The organism is Lachnospira pectinoschiza (assembly GCF_020564355.1).
GTDB classification, from domain to species: Bacteria; Bacillota; Clostridia; order Lachnospirales; family Lachnospiraceae; genus Lachnospira; species Lachnospira intestinalis.
Genome location: NZ_JAJCRR010000005.1, coordinates 231,745 through 248,098 on the forward strand (window position 1 = coordinate 231,745; position 16,354 = coordinate 248,098).

Here is a 16,354-nt window from a genome sequence, read left to right on the forward strand (position 1 = left end):
GTTTTAAAAAACAAATATTCCTCATGTCAGATGAGAAATCGCCTGCGCGAATTTCTCATCGCCGCTTTGCAACAAGTTGCTCAGAAATGGAGAGTATCATGCACAAGGTTCAGGCGAAAGCCATTCTTTCGGCAAAAAACGGAATGAACATTTACCGGGGTTGTCAGCACGGCTGTATTTACTGCGATGCAAGAAGCACCTGCTATCAGATGAATCATGTATTTGAGGATATTGAGGTCAAGGAAAACGCGCCGCAGTTATTAGAAGCAGCATTAAAAAGAAAACGGAAAAAATGTATGATTGGTACCGGGGCAATGAGTGACCCGTATATGCCGCTGGAAATGGAATTAAACCTGACAAGGCAGTGCGCAGAGCTGATTGAACGGTATGGATTCGGGTTGACCGTACTGACAAAGTCCGATAATGTACTGCGGGATTTGGATTTATTTTGCAGAATCAATGCAAAGACAAAGTGTGTCATACAGATGACACTGACGACTATGGACGATGTACTCAGCCGGAAAATAGAACCGGGTGTCTGCACAACCGCGCGGCGGATAGAGGTCTTAAACATTTTAAAGGAGGAAGGTATTCCGACCGTGGTATGGCTGACACCGTTACTGCCGTTTATTAATGATGCCGAAGAAAATATTTTCGGCATTTTAGAAGCCTGTCAAAAGGCATCGGTACGCGGCATTATGACATTTCATTCATTTGGAGTAACGTTAAGGGACGGCGACCGGCAGTATTTTTACAGCCAGCTCGATAAAAAATTTCCGGGGCTTCGCAGACAGTATATTGAAGCGTATGGAAATGCCTATGAACTGCCGATTCCGCGTGACAGGGAGATTTTTCCGGTATTCAGGGGAAAATGTGAAGCGGCGGGCATTGAATGGCGGACGAATCAGATATTTGAGTATCTGAACACCTTTGAAGAAAAGAGCTGCGGGCAGCAGATGACGTTGGCAGATTTTATGTGATAATTATTTTTTGCGATGGCAGGGAAAGTTTTGACATTATTTTTTACAGAAACAGAACAGGCGGGCATATCCGGAAGAATTATACTTCCCGGCATACCCGCCTGATTTTATATTTTTTTATTCTGATTTTTCCGTATCAGCATCTTCTTTATCAACAACCTTAATAATATTCTTTTTCCACATAATCCGTGAAGAAATAATGGCAACCGGGAGCATGAATAAAATCAGGAAGCCGACCATGCCAAACAGGGAAGAACCGGTTGTGATACGTACGACGAGGGCAAGCACCGTAATAATGACAATAACAGGAACAACGCCCATAACACCGTTTTTTACAACCTTTTTACCGGAGCTGGTGCTGGCAAAAAGACCGAGGGTCAGCGAACCAAACAGCGCCGGTATCAGATAGTTGGAAGCTGTTTTTACGGCAGGCAGTTCAAAGACCGGGCTGATCCATGCGCTAAGCAGTGCGGCAAGCGCAAGAATGATAATCGTCATAATCGAACATATCGCAACGGCAACCGAAGAAATGGCTTCGCCTTCAGGGGTATTCGGTTCTTTTTTGGCAAGCTTCATGGCATTGACGGCACATGGCAGCTTCAGGTTCATAATATTTCCTGTGATAAATGTCAGATAAGAAGAAGCGCCGAGAATCGGTGTGTAGCTGATTGCTTCCGAAAATCCGACCGGAATATAAACCATTAAAATACTGATAGTGCTAAGGTTAATGACTTCACCAATGGAAGGCAGACTGTCATAAAAGGTGAGCACAACAAACGGAATGGCAATCATGTACAACAGGGCAATCAGTGTGCCGATGCGTCCCCATTTGTGCGCCCATGCCTGAAAGGAGTCTGTAATTACAATTTTATTTGAACCTTTTTTCTTCATAAGATATCTCCAATCTGCAAAAATGCTATAAAAACAACTTACACCACAATACGGATGAAATCATGCCGCCAATCATGGAAAATGCCATGATAAAATCATTGAGCCATGCAAGCTTCGGGTTCTTAGAAAGAAGCCCCAGCCCTACGGCAATGACAAGACCGGTCAGCATAACAGCCGCCTGAACGGTGTCGCCGATTAATAAAACCGGAATGTAGACGGCAAAAAGACACAGCATGAAACAGCCGCTTAAAACGTACTTCCAGCCGTTTCCATTTTCTTCGGATTTGCTGACACTCATGGAAAGCTTTTTGCCAAGCGGCAGTAAAATGAAAAAACCGCTTAACATGCCGATACTCATAAGAATCATAACAACACCGAACTGCTGTCCGGTTGCACCCGCCAGCATTTCCGCACTGCTTGAAAATCCGATAGCGGAAGCTACGGAGCTTGAAATCAGCGACTCATAGGAAAGTGAGCCGATAACGGAAAGGCGCCACCAGCTCCAGACTGTTCCGAGTACCGAAATCAGTGCAAACAGCCCGACAACGATAGACAGGCTTGGAACAATGGAAAAGACCAGACTGGATTTGATGACATTTTTTAAATCCTCTTTGGAAATGCCCAGTTCCAGACAGTGTGTGTATGCTTTTTTTAAATAGACCAGTGAAAATCCTACAATGTAGAGCAGTCCGATTATAACCATGGCAAGGAGCAGCGGACTGGTAATAATATCTTTCATGGTAGCCATAAAAACCTCTTTTCTGCCGCGGATGCGGCGCATGTAAATCAGAATAAAATTTAGTTCTTGTGTTCTGTAAGCCAGCGCATTGCCGTATAGGCATAAACGGCGCAGCCTTCGGATAATACCGCTTCGTCAAATTTTACTTTCGGGTGGTGCTGCGGATAGCAGTAGCCCTCCTGCGGTGTGCCTGCCGCCAGTGCAAACATAATGGATGGAACTTCCTGGCTTACATAGGCAAAATCTTCGCTTCCGGTGCTTTTCGGTGCTTTGCCTTCACCGGACATCGCATTAAGTGCAGAAGCCGTAAATGCTTTGGAAGGGCCTAAGAGTTCTTTTAAATAGTCTGCGGTGCAGACGGCAAGGTCCGGGTTGTTGTAAAGACATGGACAGCCGCTTCCGTAAGTAACCGTCGCGGTGGCGCGGAAAGCTGTGGCAATGCCGGAAGCAATTTCAGAAACACGCTGTTTGATAAAAGCGCGCGTAGATTCATCATAGGTGCGGATTGTTCCACTCATATGGGCGGTATCGGGAATGACATTGGCGGCATTTCCGGCATTAACCGTTCCGATTGTTAAAATAGCCTCATCGGAAAGTCCGAGTTCTCTTGCGTGGATTTCCTGAAGACCTGTGATAATGTGGGCGGCAACGGTAACCGGGTCAACACCGTTATTCGGCATAGAACCGTGACAGCCTTTTCCCTGAATATCAATATAGAAGTAATCGGCGGCAGGCGCACTGACACCGCCGTCGCAGGAAATAACCGTACCGGCAGGCAGAGGAAGTCCTGCCATTACATGAATCATCATGGCGGCATCGACATCAGGATTTTTTAAGACACCGGCTTCGATCATATCGTGGGAGCCTTCAAAAATTTCCTCGGCAGGCTGGAACATGAGTTTGACCGTGCCTTCTATTTCATCTTCATGTGCTTTTAAAAGGCGTGCGGCGCCTAACATCATTGTAGTGTGCATATCATGACCGCAGGCGTGCATTTTGCCGTTGGTGGAGGGAAAAGAAACATCGGCTTCTTCCTTCATTGGCAGGGCATCCATATCGCCGCGGATTAAAAAGACCTTACCGTCCTTTTTACCGCCTGCCAGTGCGACAATGCCGGATTTACCGCACATCTGTGGCTCGTAGCCCATGGAAATGAGTTCCTGCTTTACATAATCAACGGTTTCCTGAATATCAAAGCCCGTACCAGGGTGTGTGTGCAGAAATCGTCTTGTCCGGACAAGCTGTTCCTGATAAGAAGCAGCTTCCTGTAAAAGTGCTGTAGTTGTCATAAGGGACCTCCTTTTTCTATAAAAAACTTATTATGAAGCTGTGGTCAAAAATCCCCGGCTATGATGCCTGTGGATTGTTCCACACTGCAATACGGTGTTGTAATATAGTGCCGTAAGTAAAAAAAGGCGAAGATGTCCAAGGGTTTCGTGGCATCTTCGCTACAGAAAATAATATTACCAATCGGGTAATAGTTTGTCAACAAAATAAAAGAAAGTTTTTTATCTGAAAATTTAAAAATGTAAAGCCCGAAAACCCGTTGACGGTTCACCACAAAAAGCGTAAATTGAAAGTGATGAATAATAAAGTAGAGGACCTGTAAAATGTATCTTGCAATATGTGATGATGATATACTGTTGTGTGCCAATTTAAGAAGAAAGCTGGCGGCATTTGATACCGGCGGAAACAAACTGCTTGTGGACGAGTATCATTCAGGGGAAGAATTGTTAAAGGGTGCCTGTCGGTGCAATTATGATGCGGTATTTCTGGATTTATATATGGAAGGCATGTCGGGATTTGATACGGCAAAGGCATTAGCCGAAAGAAAAAGCGAAGCCCGGATTATTTTTCTGACATCGAATGAATCGCTCGTATTTGACAGCTTTGAGTACCAGCCGTTTTATTTTTTAAGAAAAGAAAACTATACGGAAGTTCTGCCAAAGGTTATGGCGAGGCTGAAAACGGTTTTAAATCAGAACGGAACCTTTTTACTGGACGGTAAAAATGAAAAGGAATCCATTGCCGTCAGCAGTATCTGTTATGTGGCAAGTGATAAGCATAACGTTGTTATTTATACCACCAAATACAGTTACGAGGTGCGAAAGACCATGACGGAAACTTCAAAACAGCTTGAACCGTATGATTTTGTCAGAATTCACAAGCAGTATCTTGTAAATTTAAAATATGTGAAAAAGGTCAATATGCGGGACGAAACTGTTTTGTTAATGAATGATACGGTTCTGGATATGAGCAGGCGGTGTAAGGATACGGTGCTGGAGCGTTTCACGCAGTATCAGCGCAACATGAACGGAGCGGTATAGATGAATACAACACTGATTAATGAAAATATGTATCAACTGCTGCTGTCGGCAAAGGACAGCGTGGGGATTCTGCTGTTCCAGATGATTATGCTTGAAATGGCACTGCTGTTTATCCGTACAATCAGAAATGATATACAGCGGCGGCGCACGGGAAATGAAAACGGTTATAAAAAGGACACGTTTTTGGGAAACCGCGGTAACTATATGGTATGTGTGGCGGCGGCATTTCTGGTGCTGACGGCGGCAAATCAGTTGATTGTTGCAAAGGGACTTGCCATATACATGCTGGTGCTTTCAGAGGGCGTTGTACTGGGCGTGCTTACAGGGGTATTGACCGGCGGGAATATCAAAAAAGCGATGGTTACGACCGGTGTTTTGACTGTGGCGGCAGGAATTGCCTGTGTCTTAGGAGAACGGTTTTACAATGGAGCGGAGGACAGTGTGATGTTATCCGCCGCATTTATTGCATTTTTGGAATTTGTGCTGGCAGATGCACTTGTTAAAAGAGAGCTGTATCAGCTTCACCCAAAAGAATTGGGACTGCTGGCTCTCACGATTCTGATATGCGCGGCAGTATCGGCAGGGATGCTGTCGGACAGGGTGCCAGACCGTGGCATGGGAACAATCGTAGTGGCAGGTGTTTTGTTAAATGAAAGCTTTCTGATTGTCTTGTTGTGCCGTATTAAGTCCATGCAGAAAAATGAGCAGGCGGCGGAAAAAGCATTGCAGGAGAGCGCTTACCAGAAACAGTATATGGACAGCGTGGCAGTGCTTGACGAGCATGTCCGCAAAATGCGCCACGATTTAAAAAATCACGTCAATACCCTGAATATGCTTCTTTCCGATGAGGAACACGGTCAGGAGCGGGCAAAGCAGTATCTTTTGGAATATGTCCGTCAGACTGCGGCATTACAGGAATTTGTAAAGACGAAAAACAGCGTGGCGGATGCGGTGTTAAATGCGAAGCTGATGTACTGTAAAGAGCAGGATATTCCGGCGGTGATTTCGGTGGATAAGAATATCCGTGGATTAACCCAGACGGAATTATGCTGTGTACTCGGAAATCTTTTAGACAATGCGATTGAAGCCGAGTTAAAGCTTTCCAAGGCACAGAGAAAGATTGAAATAAAGATTGTCATGATAGAAGAAGTATTGGACATTTTGATAAGAAACCGCATTGCAGAGCCGGTTTTACAGGATGTACAGAAAGTAAAAAATATTGGTACAACCAAGCAGGATGCAGAAAATCACGGCTTTGGCTTGAAAAATGTCCGGGAAATTGTAAAAAAATACGATGGATTTATGGATCTGTATGAAGACAGTGGCTGTTTCTGCGTGCATATCCGAATATAAAACAGAATATAAAACCGTTCGTGCCATAAAAGTGACCGCTTGTGCCGCCCCCTCTTGTTAGAAGATAACAGGAGGGGGTATATTTGTTTTAAGGAAATGCCAGCGCGTGTCAGTAATTTCAGAGAATCCGGTATCGGTAATTTCAATTTTGCAGGCGGGCATAAAAAAATAAAGGAGAAGGTTATGAAAAGAAAAAAGTGGGAAATGCCGGGGGTTAAGGCAGGGAGCAGGAGAGTCGCTGCAGTCACACTTACGGTACTGCTGGCGGCAGTCTGCGGCGGCTGTGGGAATCAGTATTCGGTGGAAGATGCCGTAAGCCGCGATGAAAAATTTACGCTGGTGGGAGATGCAGGCGAGGCACAGACCAAGGATTTAAGTCAGGCGACAACCACGGCAATGATAGCACATGAAGAACCGACGGCGTATCAGTTTAACGGCAAAAAGGTAAACGTAACAGAGGTTGGAATGGGTGAAACAAAGCTGTATGGCGGCTTTGAAATTACCGTGCTGAATGCGTGGAAGCTCGGTAACACCCTGACCTGGTTAGATGAAATTGAAAACGGCGATGCCACCTTTAAAAACTGGCTGGTTATAAGCCGCGAGTTAAATGAAGACGGCTCATCGTCCAAGAACAATCACCAGTATGTTGCGGTCAAGGTCCGTATGAAAAATGTATCCGGTGGGAATAACAAAAAGCTGGAAATGAGCGGGACACTGGTGAATAAAGATGGTGAGAATTTATTCCAGCGGATTTCGTTTGCGGAAATAATAGGATTTGATAAATGTCCGTATTTAAAACGTCCCGAAGAATTGCATAAGGACGCATACTTTTATAACTTTGCACAGGATGAGGAAATAGAAACCGTAATGGTATACCAGTTGATAAATACACCGGGTGTTTTAAGAGATGTCTATATGTATTCGGGCATTGGCGGAATCGGCGGTACAGACGGTGTCAACTCGATTGCAGACGGCAGTTATATGTTCCGGCTGGATATCGGGGAAGGGAATTAGAAAGCAAAAAGGAGAAACATTGTGAGAGAGCAGTTTCATACAGAATGGGAAAGAGCCGTAAAAAATAAAATGATGTGGATTGCGGTTTTTATAGGCTGTCTGCTTGCCATAGCACAGACGGTATTTGAAGTTTATCCGTATGCCAGAAATCCGCTGATGTTTTACAGAGGCAGTGACGGACAACCGGCAAGCCTTTTTATGTACTGGTTCGGATTAAATTCGGGCAGTCCGTATAAAGTGACTTTTTTAACGATTTTTCCGGTGCTGGCAATGATGCCGCATGCACTGTCGTATCATCTGGACCGGAAAGGCGGTTATATTAAAAATGTGTATACCAGAACGAAAAAAATCAATTATCTGACGGCAAAGTATCTGGCTGTTTTTTTAAGCGGCGGTCTGACGGTGCTGTTTCCGTATCTTGTCAGCCTGCCGGTTACCGCCTGTATGCTTCCGGCATTGACACCAATCCGGAACGGACAGTATCTTTCGGCAACAGAGCTGTTTTCATCGATATTTTATACCAAACCGTTTGCCTACATCGCCATTTATATGGTGATTACATTTTTTTACGGCGGAATTTTTGCGACAACGGCTCTGGCGGCGGCAAGCATTGTAGATAATATATTTCTGCTGGGAATGGTTCCTTTTTTAATATGGTATGGTTTTACAACGGCATCAAATTTTGTGGGAAGAAAGTCGGGAATTACGGTGGATCTCATCTGGCTGCTGGATATGAGCCACGGCGCGATACTGCATAAGGAAACCGTTTTTGTGACCGGAGCGGTTGTCGGCGTGATTACGGCGATTATATATTTTGTAAATGGGGTGAAATCAGATGCATTATAAAAGGAAACAAATTTCAAAAAAGAAAATGATGATCAGAAGCGTGGCAGTGTTTGCGTGTCTTATAACAGCGGCGGTTATGGGATATTTTATCCGGGATATTAACAGGCGTTTTCCAAACCCTTCGGTCTGTGAGCAGTATACAAAGGATTCACCCGCAATGCTTGACGGTCTGGAGATTACACCGCTTTCGACACACATTTATTCTTATGATGAATATCGTGAGCGGTATCCTGATTCGCTCGATGCGGGAGAACATGCTAAGGACTGGAAGGTGATTGTGTATAAGCTGGCATTTCGCAATACGACAGAGAAGGAACTGCGTTTTGAGGCGGATTCATTTTTAGCCGTTGCACAAAACAGCGGATTTCACAACGGTGTGTCACAGGAGAACCGAAAGAAAAATCAGACGATACAGCCCGGAGAGGTGCAGGAGATCGAATTGTCGTGTACTGTAACGGAGATTCTTATCGGGAAAAAGTGGTTTCGAAAATTAGAGGAGGAGACGTACACGCTGGTTTACTGGTGGTATCCGGTACAAAAAGAACTGGTGTTTACCAATGAATAAAAAAGCTTTACAGGGGAATTCAGGGGAATTGTGTCAGCGGAGCGTGTCTAAAAAAATGGGGAAAGGGGAGAAGAAATTTTGAAAAAATTTGTCAACGGCTGGCTGGATACCGGACTTTTGTGGTTTTCGGCAGTGCTTATTCCGGTCTGGCTTATGGTTATTTTTAAAACGGCGATGTCGGAGCCGGACGTGGTGTACTGCATGAGTGATATATACAGCTATGCACATGAAAAGGGATTAATTATTTTTTTATTGTTGTCCCAGCTTTTTATTATCAACCATATTAAATATGAAATGCGTGCGGCGGTGCTGGTGCGTAAAAAAAGCATGAAAAGTTTTTGGCTTTCGCTGTGTAAAAAGATTTTTTTACAGGCGGGACTGTTTGTACTGTATGTGTTTGTACTGGTAACGGCATACGGCGTAACACATTTCCGGTGGAAATGCAACTGGCGGGAGCTAAACAGCAATGCGTATGCACAAATGCAGCGTCCGGTGGAATTTGAAGTGGCGGCGTGGCAGACGGCAGGCATTTTTCTGATTGTGCTGTTTGCGGAAATTACCGTTATGGCAATGATGATTGTCCTGCTTTGGTGGAAGCTGTCCCAGCCGGTCTACGGTTATGCGGTAATGATGGTGCTGTTTACACTGGAAAAGCGGATGACACCGGCACCGGTCAATATCTTTTTCCTGCGCATGTGTTTTCCTTGCACAAGGCTCTATTATCAGGGGATTCGTGCGGGCGATGAGATACTTTTTCCGCTGTGCTGTGTGGCGGCGGCATTTGTACTGGGACTGTTTTTGATGCGAAGAAAAAATATGTTAAAGAAAGAGGCAGATTAATGAAACAGCAGATTAGGGCGGAATTAAAGCAGGGAATTGTCAGGCGGTGGTATCTGTACATTCTGCCGTTTGCGCTGGGAGCGGTCAGCACGGCAGCATTTTTAAACCGGTATGCGCTGTTGGAAGCATGGACAGGAGAGCTGCGGGCAGCATCATTTGGGGACTGCTTCGCTTACATTTTCCGCGGTATGCAGGAGTATATTCCGAATCAGCACCAGCCGTTTGAAGTGCCGGTATTATTTTTACTGATAAATATTCTGCTTGCGGTGCTGATTGGCGGTTATGCGGCCGGAGAGCTGCACGGAACGGGGCTGAATAAGCTGGTGCGCTGTCGAAGAAGGTCCGATTGGTGGATTTGCAAATGTATCTGGAATGTGATAAGTGTCCTTGGATATTATGCGGCATTGATTGCGGGAGCGGTTACGGCGGCGTTTATTGCTTCGGTAAAACCGGGCGGTGCGGCATTTTTTTCAGGGATAGCACCGCACAAAGAGGTGGTTGTAAAACTGCTTTTTTGTGAAAATCCTGACAAACTAAATGACAAAATGCTCTGCTGTATGGTATTTGTGCTTCCGGTGCTGACTTCCATGGCGGTATCGCTTTTTCAGATGACAATCGAATTTATCCTACAGCCGTGGGTCAGTTTCATGGTGCTTATGGCAAACTGTGTATTTTCCGCATTTTTTATGAAAGGGTGCTGGCTGGGGAATTATATGATGCTCTACCGTATGAAACCGGTCAATGCAAACGGTGTGGACTGGCAGACCGGCATTTTGATAAATCTTTTAGTCATAGCCGCAAGCATAACGGCGGGGGTATTTCTTTTTGGCAGATATGACGTACTAAACAAAAACAGCATGAATAAGTAATGACGGTGAATTTTAACCGGGCAAAGGAGTGGGAGAAAAATGAATACAATCGAAATCAAAAATCTGAATAAAAAAATTAAAGGGGCAGAGGTTTTAAAAGATATTAATTTACATCTGGAGGGCGGAAAGGTTTATGGATTAAAGGGAAAGAACGGTTCGGGAAAGACAATGCTTATGCGTGCCGTCTGTGGACTGATTCTGCCGACCGGCGGAAGCATTAACATTAACGGGGAACAGCTTGGAAAGCAGATTTCATTCCCGAGAAGTGTCGGGATTCTGATTGAAAATCCTTCGTTTATTCCGGGGTATACGGGACTTAAAAATCTTTCGGTGCTTGCCGCAATCCAGAAGCGTGTCGGGGAAGATGAAATCCGGGAAACGCTTGAAAAGATTGGCTTAGACCCGGACGATAAGCGCACCTACAGAAAATATTCGCTCGGCATGAAACAGCGGCTCGGCATTGCTGCCGCCGTCATGGAAAATCCGGATATCGTCATCTTGGATGAGCCGATTAATGCCTTAGATGAAAGTGGTGCCAAACAGGTGCGCACGATTCTAAAGGAACAGAAAGAGCGCGGCGCCGTCTGTATCATTGCCTGTCACGATTCCGAGGAATTAAACTTTTTATCCGATGAAATCATCGAAATCGCCGAAGGACGAATTGTGCCGCAGGCGTCACAAAGCTGCCATTAGCGTAGCAGTCTGATTATAGCTTCATAAATCCCGACATCATGCATGCGCCTTTTGCGCCTGCTTCTAAAACACCCGGAAGTCTGTCCGGTGTCATGCCGCCAATGGCATACACGGGCAGACAGGTGTTGTCACAGACTTCTTTTAAAAAGGAAAGTCCGCGTCCGGCAAGTCCTGCCTTACATTCCGTTTCATAAATATTTCCTGCAAATACATAGTCTGCACCAAGCTTTTCAGCAAGGCGGACATCATCTACAGAGTGTACCGAAGTGCCAATCTGTGCAAAATCCGATAAAAGTCCCGCTTTGCGGTATGTTTCAAGCTGTGACAGCGACAGCTGGATATACGGGTGATTTAACCGGTGTGCCGATTCAAGAAAGGAATGTAAAATCAGTTTCTTATTATAATGCGTACAAAGTGTGATACAGTCTTTGGCAAGTGCTTCATAAACTGTTTCCTCTAAATCCTTTTCCCGCAGTACAATGGCGGATACATTTGTTGCTGCGATTTTTTCCACCTGCGCTAAAAAGCGGTGATAGGATACACTGCCCGGAATGAAATCCAGGGTGTCGGAATCCGGCGGTAGCAGATGGTGGTTGGTAATGGCGATAAAAGCACTGTAATCAGTCATGGACAGCTCCTTTCGAAAGCGGTTTTTGGGTTCTTTAAAAATACTACGTTGCGTAAAGCTATGGAATATGATACCATAGCAATAATGAGTTCTCAAGTTTGTACGTGAAAAATCGGTTAGAAAGTACAGGATGACAGAAGCCCTGTAACTGCATAGAATGAAAGTGTGGTATAAAATCCGGCATAGAGGGGAGGGAATCTGTCAGGAAAAAGCCGCATTTTCGTGGGATGATATTTTGAGAATCAAATAAATAACAGCGAAAATGTCTTTAGCGGCAGAATCGCACAGAAATGGAGCAGATATGGAATATACAATATTTCAGTACATTTATTTTTTCTTCCTATATTCATTTATCGGATGGGTATTTGAAGAAGTGCTGGCGGCATTTAAGTACGGCAGATTTGTCAACCGCGGGTTTGTCAACGGACCGCTCTGCATGAAATACGGCTTTTGCATGATTGTGATTTTAACCGATGTCAGTGATTTGATGGATAATCCTTTTTTACAGTTTGTCATGTGTTTTGTGATTATCACGGTCATTCAGTATGTGGCGGCGGCACTTGTACGCAAAATCACAGGACACCGCCTTTGGGACTATTCGGGACATAAGTGGAATTTAAACGGCTATGTAAGTGTCCGGACATCACTGTTCTGGTCGGTGACTGCCATGCTTTGTATCTGGCTGGTGCATCCGTTTTTATACATTTTATATGAACTGCTTCCGTTGCGGGTGCTGAAGGTGCTTGAAGTGGTACTGCTGGTTTTGTTTGCGGTGGACGTTTTAGTGACGGCGGCGACCATGCTCAAGTGGAAAATACAGGGCAATGTTTATGATACGGTGGCGGCAGGACTTGAAAAGACCAAACAGAGTATCGGGGAAAAACTCATTTTCATGATTCAGAAAAGAATGTACCGCGCTTTTCCGGAAATGGAACATCAGGAAAAGTCCGAAGCAGACGGTTTTGGAAAGCCGGTAAACAGAGTGTTTGCAAAGGGCTTGTGCTTTGATAAGCTGTTTTGGATATTCTTTATCAGTGCGCTGGTTGGGGACTGGATTGAAACGGTGTTTGTGTGGGCAACTTCCGGGGTGCTTATGAGCCGAAGCAGTCTTTTATACGGAACATTCAGCATTGTGTGGGGACTTGGCGGCGCGATTGCGACAGGTCTTTTATATTCCCTGCAGAAAAGAAATGACCGTTATATTTTTATCGCAGGATTTTTCATGGGTGGTGTGTATGAATACAGCTGCAGCGTGTTTACGGAAGTGGTGTTTGGAACCTCGTTCTGGGATTACAGCCATATGCCGTTTAATATCAACGGGCGGATTAATCTGCTGTTCTGCTTTTTCTGGGGTGTGCTTGCCATTGTGTGGTTAAAGCTTTTGTACCCGGCAGTCAGCAGGGTGATTGAAAAGATTCCGCCGGTAGCGGGAAAAGTACTTACGTATATTTTAGTATTTGCAATGGCGCTGGATATGCTGATTTCGTCCGTGGCATTAATGCGCTATGTAGACAGAAAGCAGCAGGCCGGCGCGGATACGGCAGTAGAGCAGTTTTTGGACCACACCTATCCGGACAGTTTTATTGAGTGGGTATATCCGAATATGAAAATAACGGATTAAAGAAATGGAGGAAGTGTATGTTAGAAGTAAAGGGGCTGAAAAAGACATTTAAAATGTCGAAAAAGCAGCAGAAAATCGAAAAGACAAAAGAAAAAATCAAAGTGGCGGTAGCAGACGTTTCATTTGATGCGCGTCCGGGAGAAATCCTTGGAATCCTTGGCGCAAACGGCGCCGGAAAAACCACAACGCTCAGAATTTTAGCATCGGTTATTAAGGCTGATGAAGGTCAGGTGTGTTTAGACGGTGCGGACATTACAGGCAATCTTATGGATTACCGCAGACATATCGGATTTTTAACGAGTGAATTAAAGCTTGAGGATTACTTTACACCGAATTATCTGTTTGACTACTTTTCAAAGCTGTACGGTGTCGGGGAAGAACAGGCAGCACAGCGTAAAAAAGAGCTGTTTGAAAAATTCGGTATTGATAAATTTGCAGAGGTTAAGGTTGCCGATATGTCAACCGGTATGAAACAGAAGATTTCACTGGTCATTTCCATTGTACATAACCCGGATATTATTATCTTTGATGAACCGACCAACGGACTCGATGTTATTACGGAACGGATTGTGGTGAACTTCTTAAAGGAGCTGCGCGAACAGGGCAAATGCATTATTATTTCCAGCCACATTTTCAGCCTGATTGAAAAAATTTGTGACCGTGTGGTCATTATTATCCGTGGTAAATCCGTGTGCTGTGATACGCTGGAAAATGTTATGGCGGGACAGCCGTTAGAAGACCGGTTCTTTGAACTGTATGAAAATATGGAGGGTAAGGCAGATGAATAATATTTTTACAATCATGAAAAAGGAACTGTTCCGGTATCTTTCGGATAGGCGTATGCTTCTGACAACGATTCTACTGCCGGGACTGATGATTTATATTGTGTATTCGATTATGGGGCAGGCGATGTCGAGCCAGTTTGAGGTCAAAGATGATTATAAGACATCGGTATTTATGCTGGATACGCCGCAGAGCTTAAAGCCGGTATTTGACAGCTTGAATCTGGATTACCGGGATGCGGATAAATCTATGGACGAGATGAAAATGCAGGTGGAAAATCAGGATTGTGATTTGATTGTCGTATTTCCGAAGGATTTTGAACAGGCAGTGGCAGCTTACGACAGCATGACGGCACAGACCCCGGCACCGCAGGTTGAAATTTATTATAATTCCTCAAAGACCGAATCGGCAAGCGGTTACAGCATGATTACAGAGGTTTTAAACCAGTACGAAAGCAGCATGATTAACAAGTTTGATATTAACGCAAATGCAGACGGCGGGTATGACCTGGCATCGGATAAGGATATTACGGGAAAAATCTTCTCCATGCTGTTCCCAATGCTTCTGATGACGTTTATTTTCAGTGCATGTACGTCCCTCGCACCAGAGTCGATTTCAGGGGAAAAGGAGCGCGGCACGCTTACCACACTGCTTGTAACACCGGTACGCCGCTCTGAAATTGCGATTGGAAAGATTCTTGCCCTTAGTATCCTTGCACTGCTGAGTGGTCTGTCAAGTTTTACGGGAACGGCATTGTCCCTGCCGAAGCTTATGGCAATGAGCGGTGACGACGTAGGGGTGAATGTTAATGTCTATCATGTACAGGACTATGCACTGCTGTTAATGATTGTGCTGTGTTCGGTACTGCTGATTATTTCATTGATTTCAGTCGTATCTGCATATGCAAAAAATGTGAAAGAAGCGGGGACATATGTATCGCCGTTAATGATAATTATAATGATTGTGTCAATCAGTACGATGTTTGGAAACGGAACGCCGCAGGAAAATTACTGGTATCTGATTCCGATTTACAACAGCGTGCAGTGCATGAGCAGTGTCTTTTTATTCTCGGTCAATGCCGTGCATGTAATGATTACCTTTGTATCCAATCTGGTTTATGCGGGAATTTTCGTATGGGTACTGACAAGAATGTTTAACAGCGAAAAGATTATGTTTTCTAAGTAAAAATAAAATGCAGGAAAACGCAAGGAGGTTGTAAAGCTTTGCGTTTTCCTGCATTTTTTATAATTTTTTATAAGTTTAGCTGTTCCGGCTTAAAGTGGGCGGGACCAGCGGCCGGAAGCGCCACACGGAAGCACCAGTCCGTTAGAGGATACCGGAAGTCCGACCTCCTGTGAATCAACCTGTCCGTCAAATGCCTTTAATTCCGTAGAAAGCATATAGGAAAGCACAGCAGGCTGTAAGCCGGTGGTGTAAGAGTTAATCAGGAAAAACAGCGGGTCATCGGATAACAGCTGTGCGCACAGTTGAATCAGCGGATAAACGGATTCTTCAATTTTCCAGATTTCACCCTTCGGACCTCTGCCGTAGGATGGCGGGTCCATGATAATACCGTCGTAGTGGTTGCCGCGGCGGATTTCACGCTGGACAAATTTAACGCAGTCATCGACAATCCAGCGGATTGGCTTGTCAATCAGTCCGGAGGATGTCGCATTTTCCTTTGCCCATGAAACAATGCCTTTGGAAGCGTCAACATGGGTGACATGTGCACCGGCAGCAGCTGCGGCAAGGGTTGCACCGCCGGTATAGGCAAAGAGATTTAATACCTTTACCGGCTTATCCGGATTTTTCTTTACCTTTTCGGAAATCAGATGTCCAAACCAGTCCCAGTTGGTTGCCTGTTCCGGGAAAATACCGGTGTGCTTAAAGCTGAACGGCTTTAAATTAAACGTCAGCGGCTGTTTAAAGGACGGACTTTCATACTGAATCTGCCACTGCTGCGGCAGGTCAAAGAACTCCCATTCACCGCCGCCCTTGCTGCTGCGGTGGTAGTGTCCGTTCATTTTACACCAGCCTTTTTCTTTTTTCGGTGTGTTCCAGATAACCTGCGGGTCGGGTCTTACAAGCAGGTAAGCTCCCCAGCGTTCCAGCTTTTCGCCTTCGGAAGTATCAATGACTTCGTAATCTTTCCAGTTATTTGCAATAAACATATATAAAACCTTTCTTTCCTGATGTATATGGGCT

Annotated in this window: 17 protein-coding genes; 12 read left to right on the top strand and 5 right to left on the bottom strand. The window is 44.9% G+C overall.

Annotation, left to right across the window (positions count from 1 at the left end):
• The first annotated feature begins 98 nt into the window (after positions 1-98).
• A complete protein-coding gene (locus tag LI288_RS11640) occupies positions 99-980 on the top strand; it encodes an SPL family radical SAM protein (RefSeq protein WP_227090523.1) in 882 nt (293 codons plus the stop codon).
• A gap of 117 nt (positions 981-1,097) precedes the next feature.
• On the opposite strand, the gene LI288_RS11645 is transcribed toward LI288_RS11640, so the two are convergent.
• Genes LI288_RS11645 through LI288_RS11655 form a run of 3 tightly spaced genes read right to left on the bottom strand, consistent with a single transcriptional unit; the run spans position 1,098 to position 3,899 of the window.
• On the bottom strand, positions 1,098-1,871 hold the full coding sequence (locus tag LI288_RS11645) for a hypothetical protein (protein ID WP_227090524.1): 774 nt from the start codon (positions 1,869-1,871) through the stop codon (positions 1,098-1,100).
• A gap of 25 nt (positions 1,872-1,896) precedes the next feature.
• Positions 1,897-2,619 (bottom strand): DUF5058 family protein, encoded by a 723-nt coding sequence (locus LI288_RS11650; RefSeq protein WP_227090525.1) that lies wholly within the window; start codon positions 2,617-2,619, stop codon positions 1,897-1,899.
• Between the two features lie 50 nt (positions 2,620-2,669).
• Positions 2,670-3,899 carry a M20 metallopeptidase family protein gene (locus LI288_RS11655; protein WP_227090526.1) on the bottom strand — a complete coding sequence of 410 codons (1,230 nt, stop codon included), beginning with the start codon at positions 3,897-3,899 and terminating at the stop codon, positions 2,670-2,672.
• Positions 3,900-4,220: 321 nt separating this feature from the next.
• Between LI288_RS11655 and LI288_RS11660 the strand changes: the two genes are divergently transcribed.
• The 8 genes from LI288_RS11660 to LI288_RS11695 all read left to right on the top strand — a co-directional run bounded on the left by LI288_RS11660 (position 4,221) and on the right by LI288_RS11695 (position 11,117).
• The gene (locus LI288_RS11660; RefSeq protein WP_227090527.1) at positions 4,221-4,937 is read left to right on the top strand and encodes a LytR/AlgR family response regulator transcription factor; all 717 of its coding nucleotides are present in this window, start codon (positions 4,221-4,223) and stop codon (positions 4,935-4,937) included.
• Positions 4,938-6,290: a sensor histidine kinase gene (locus LI288_RS11665; RefSeq protein ID WP_227090528.1), complete on the top strand. Its 1,353-nt coding sequence runs from the start codon at positions 4,938-4,940 to the stop codon at positions 6,288-6,290. It begins immediately after the preceding gene.
• Between the two features lie 183 nt (positions 6,291-6,473).
• Entirely contained in the window at positions 6,474-7,304 is an 831-nt protein-coding gene (locus LI288_RS11670) for a hypothetical protein (RefSeq protein ID WP_227090529.1), read from the top strand.
• A gap of 21 nt (positions 7,305-7,325) precedes the next feature.
• On the top strand, positions 7,326-8,150 hold the full coding sequence (locus tag LI288_RS11675; RefSeq protein WP_227090530.1) for a hypothetical protein: 825 nt from the start codon (positions 7,326-7,328) through the stop codon (positions 8,148-8,150).
• Positions 8,140-8,715, top strand: coding sequence for a hypothetical protein (locus tag LI288_RS11680; RefSeq protein ID WP_227090531.1), 576 nt, complete (start codon positions 8,140-8,142; stop codon positions 8,713-8,715). The genes LI288_RS11675 and LI288_RS11680 overlap by 11 nt, the downstream gene beginning before the upstream one ends.
• Before the next feature lie 78 nt (positions 8,716-8,793).
• Complete coding sequence (locus LI288_RS11685; RefSeq protein WP_227090532.1) at positions 8,794-9,555, top strand: hypothetical protein; 762 nt, start codon at positions 8,794-8,796, stop codon at positions 9,553-9,555.
• Entirely contained in the window at positions 9,555-10,424 is an 870-nt protein-coding gene (locus LI288_RS11690) for a hypothetical protein (protein WP_227090533.1), read from the top strand. The genes LI288_RS11685 and LI288_RS11690 overlap by 1 nt, the downstream gene beginning before the upstream one ends.
• Before the next feature lie 39 nt (positions 10,425-10,463).
• Positions 10,464-11,117, top strand: a complete 654-nt coding sequence (locus LI288_RS11695) for an ABC transporter ATP-binding protein (RefSeq protein ID WP_227090534.1) — start codon at positions 10,464-10,466, stop codon at positions 11,115-11,117.
• 13 nt (positions 11,118-11,130) lie between these two features.
• Here LI288_RS11695 and LI288_RS11700 read toward each other — a convergent pair whose 3' ends face one another.
• Entirely contained in the window at positions 11,131-11,745 is a 615-nt protein-coding gene (locus LI288_RS11700; RefSeq protein WP_227090535.1) for a thiamine phosphate synthase, read from the bottom strand.
• 301 nt (positions 11,746-12,046) lie between these two features.
• Here LI288_RS11700 and LI288_RS11705 point away from each other — a divergent pair, with 301 nt between their 5' ends.
• Genes LI288_RS11705 through LI288_RS11715 form a run of 3 tightly spaced genes read left to right on the top strand, consistent with a single transcriptional unit; the run spans position 12,047 to position 15,334 of the window.
• The gene (locus tag LI288_RS11705; RefSeq protein WP_227090536.1) at positions 12,047-13,366 is read left to right on the top strand and encodes a putative ABC transporter permease; all 1,320 of its coding nucleotides are present in this window, start codon (positions 12,047-12,049) and stop codon (positions 13,364-13,366) included.
• Positions 13,367-13,383: 17 nt separating this feature from the next.
• Positions 13,384-14,154, top strand: a complete 771-nt coding sequence (locus LI288_RS11710; protein ID WP_022432657.1) for an ABC transporter ATP-binding protein — start codon at positions 13,384-13,386, stop codon at positions 14,152-14,154.
• On the top strand, positions 14,147-15,334 hold the full coding sequence (locus LI288_RS11715) for an ABC transporter permease (RefSeq protein WP_022432658.1): 1,188 nt from the start codon (positions 14,147-14,149) through the stop codon (positions 15,332-15,334). The genes LI288_RS11710 and LI288_RS11715 overlap by 8 nt, the downstream gene beginning before the upstream one ends.
• A gap of 89 nt (positions 15,335-15,423) precedes the next feature.
• Here the strand turns inward: LI288_RS11715 and LI288_RS11720 are convergent, their stop codons facing one another.
• On the bottom strand, positions 15,424-16,320 hold the full coding sequence (locus LI288_RS11720; RefSeq protein ID WP_227090537.1) for a class I SAM-dependent methyltransferase: 897 nt from the start codon (positions 16,318-16,320) through the stop codon (positions 15,424-15,426).
• Positions 16,321-16,354: the final 34 nt, after the last annotated feature.

Bases quoted from the DNA above. Each gene is read 5' to 3' on its own strand.
- LI288_RS11640 (WP_227090523.1), top strand. From the start codon at position 99: ATGCACAAGGTTCAGGCGAAAGCCATTCTTTCGGCAAAAAACGGAATG.
- LI288_RS11645 (WP_227090524.1), bottom strand. From the start codon at position 1,871: ATGAAGAAAAAAGGTTCAAATAAAATTGTAATTACAGACTCCTTTCAG.
- LI288_RS11650 (WP_227090525.1), bottom strand. From the start codon at position 2,619: ATGGCTACCATGAAAGATATTATTACCAGTCCGCTGCTCCTTGCCATG.
- LI288_RS11655 (WP_227090526.1), bottom strand. From the start codon at position 3,899: ATGACAACTACAGCACTTTTACAGGAAGCTGCTTCTTATCAGGAACAG.
- LI288_RS11660 (WP_227090527.1), top strand. From the start codon at position 4,221: ATGTATCTTGCAATATGTGATGATGATATACTGTTGTGTGCCAATTTA.
- LI288_RS11665 (WP_227090528.1), top strand. From the start codon at position 4,938: ATGAATACAACACTGATTAATGAAAATATGTATCAACTGCTGCTGTCG.
- LI288_RS11670 (WP_227090529.1), top strand. From the start codon at position 6,474: ATGAAAAGAAAAAAGTGGGAAATGCCGGGGGTTAAGGCAGGGAGCAGG.
- LI288_RS11680 (WP_227090531.1), top strand. From the start codon at position 8,140: ATGCATTATAAAAGGAAACAAATTTCAAAAAAGAAAATGATGATCAGA.
- LI288_RS11690 (WP_227090533.1), top strand. From the start codon at position 9,555: ATGAAACAGCAGATTAGGGCGGAATTAAAGCAGGGAATTGTCAGGCGG.
- LI288_RS11695 (WP_227090534.1), top strand. From the start codon at position 10,464: ATGAATACAATCGAAATCAAAAATCTGAATAAAAAAATTAAAGGGGCA.
- LI288_RS11700 (WP_227090535.1), bottom strand. From the start codon at position 11,745: ATGACTGATTACAGTGCTTTTATCGCCATTACCAACCACCATCTGCTA.
- LI288_RS11705 (WP_227090536.1), top strand. From the start codon at position 12,047: ATGGAATATACAATATTTCAGTACATTTATTTTTTCTTCCTATATTCA.
- LI288_RS11710 (WP_022432657.1), top strand. From the start codon at position 13,384: ATGTTAGAAGTAAAGGGGCTGAAAAAGACATTTAAAATGTCGAAAAAG.
- LI288_RS11715 (WP_022432658.1), top strand. From the start codon at position 14,147: ATGAATAATATTTTTACAATCATGAAAAAGGAACTGTTCCGGTATCTT.
- LI288_RS11720 (WP_227090537.1), bottom strand. From the start codon at position 16,320: ATGTTTATTGCAAATAACTGGAAAGATTACGAAGTCATTGATACTTCC.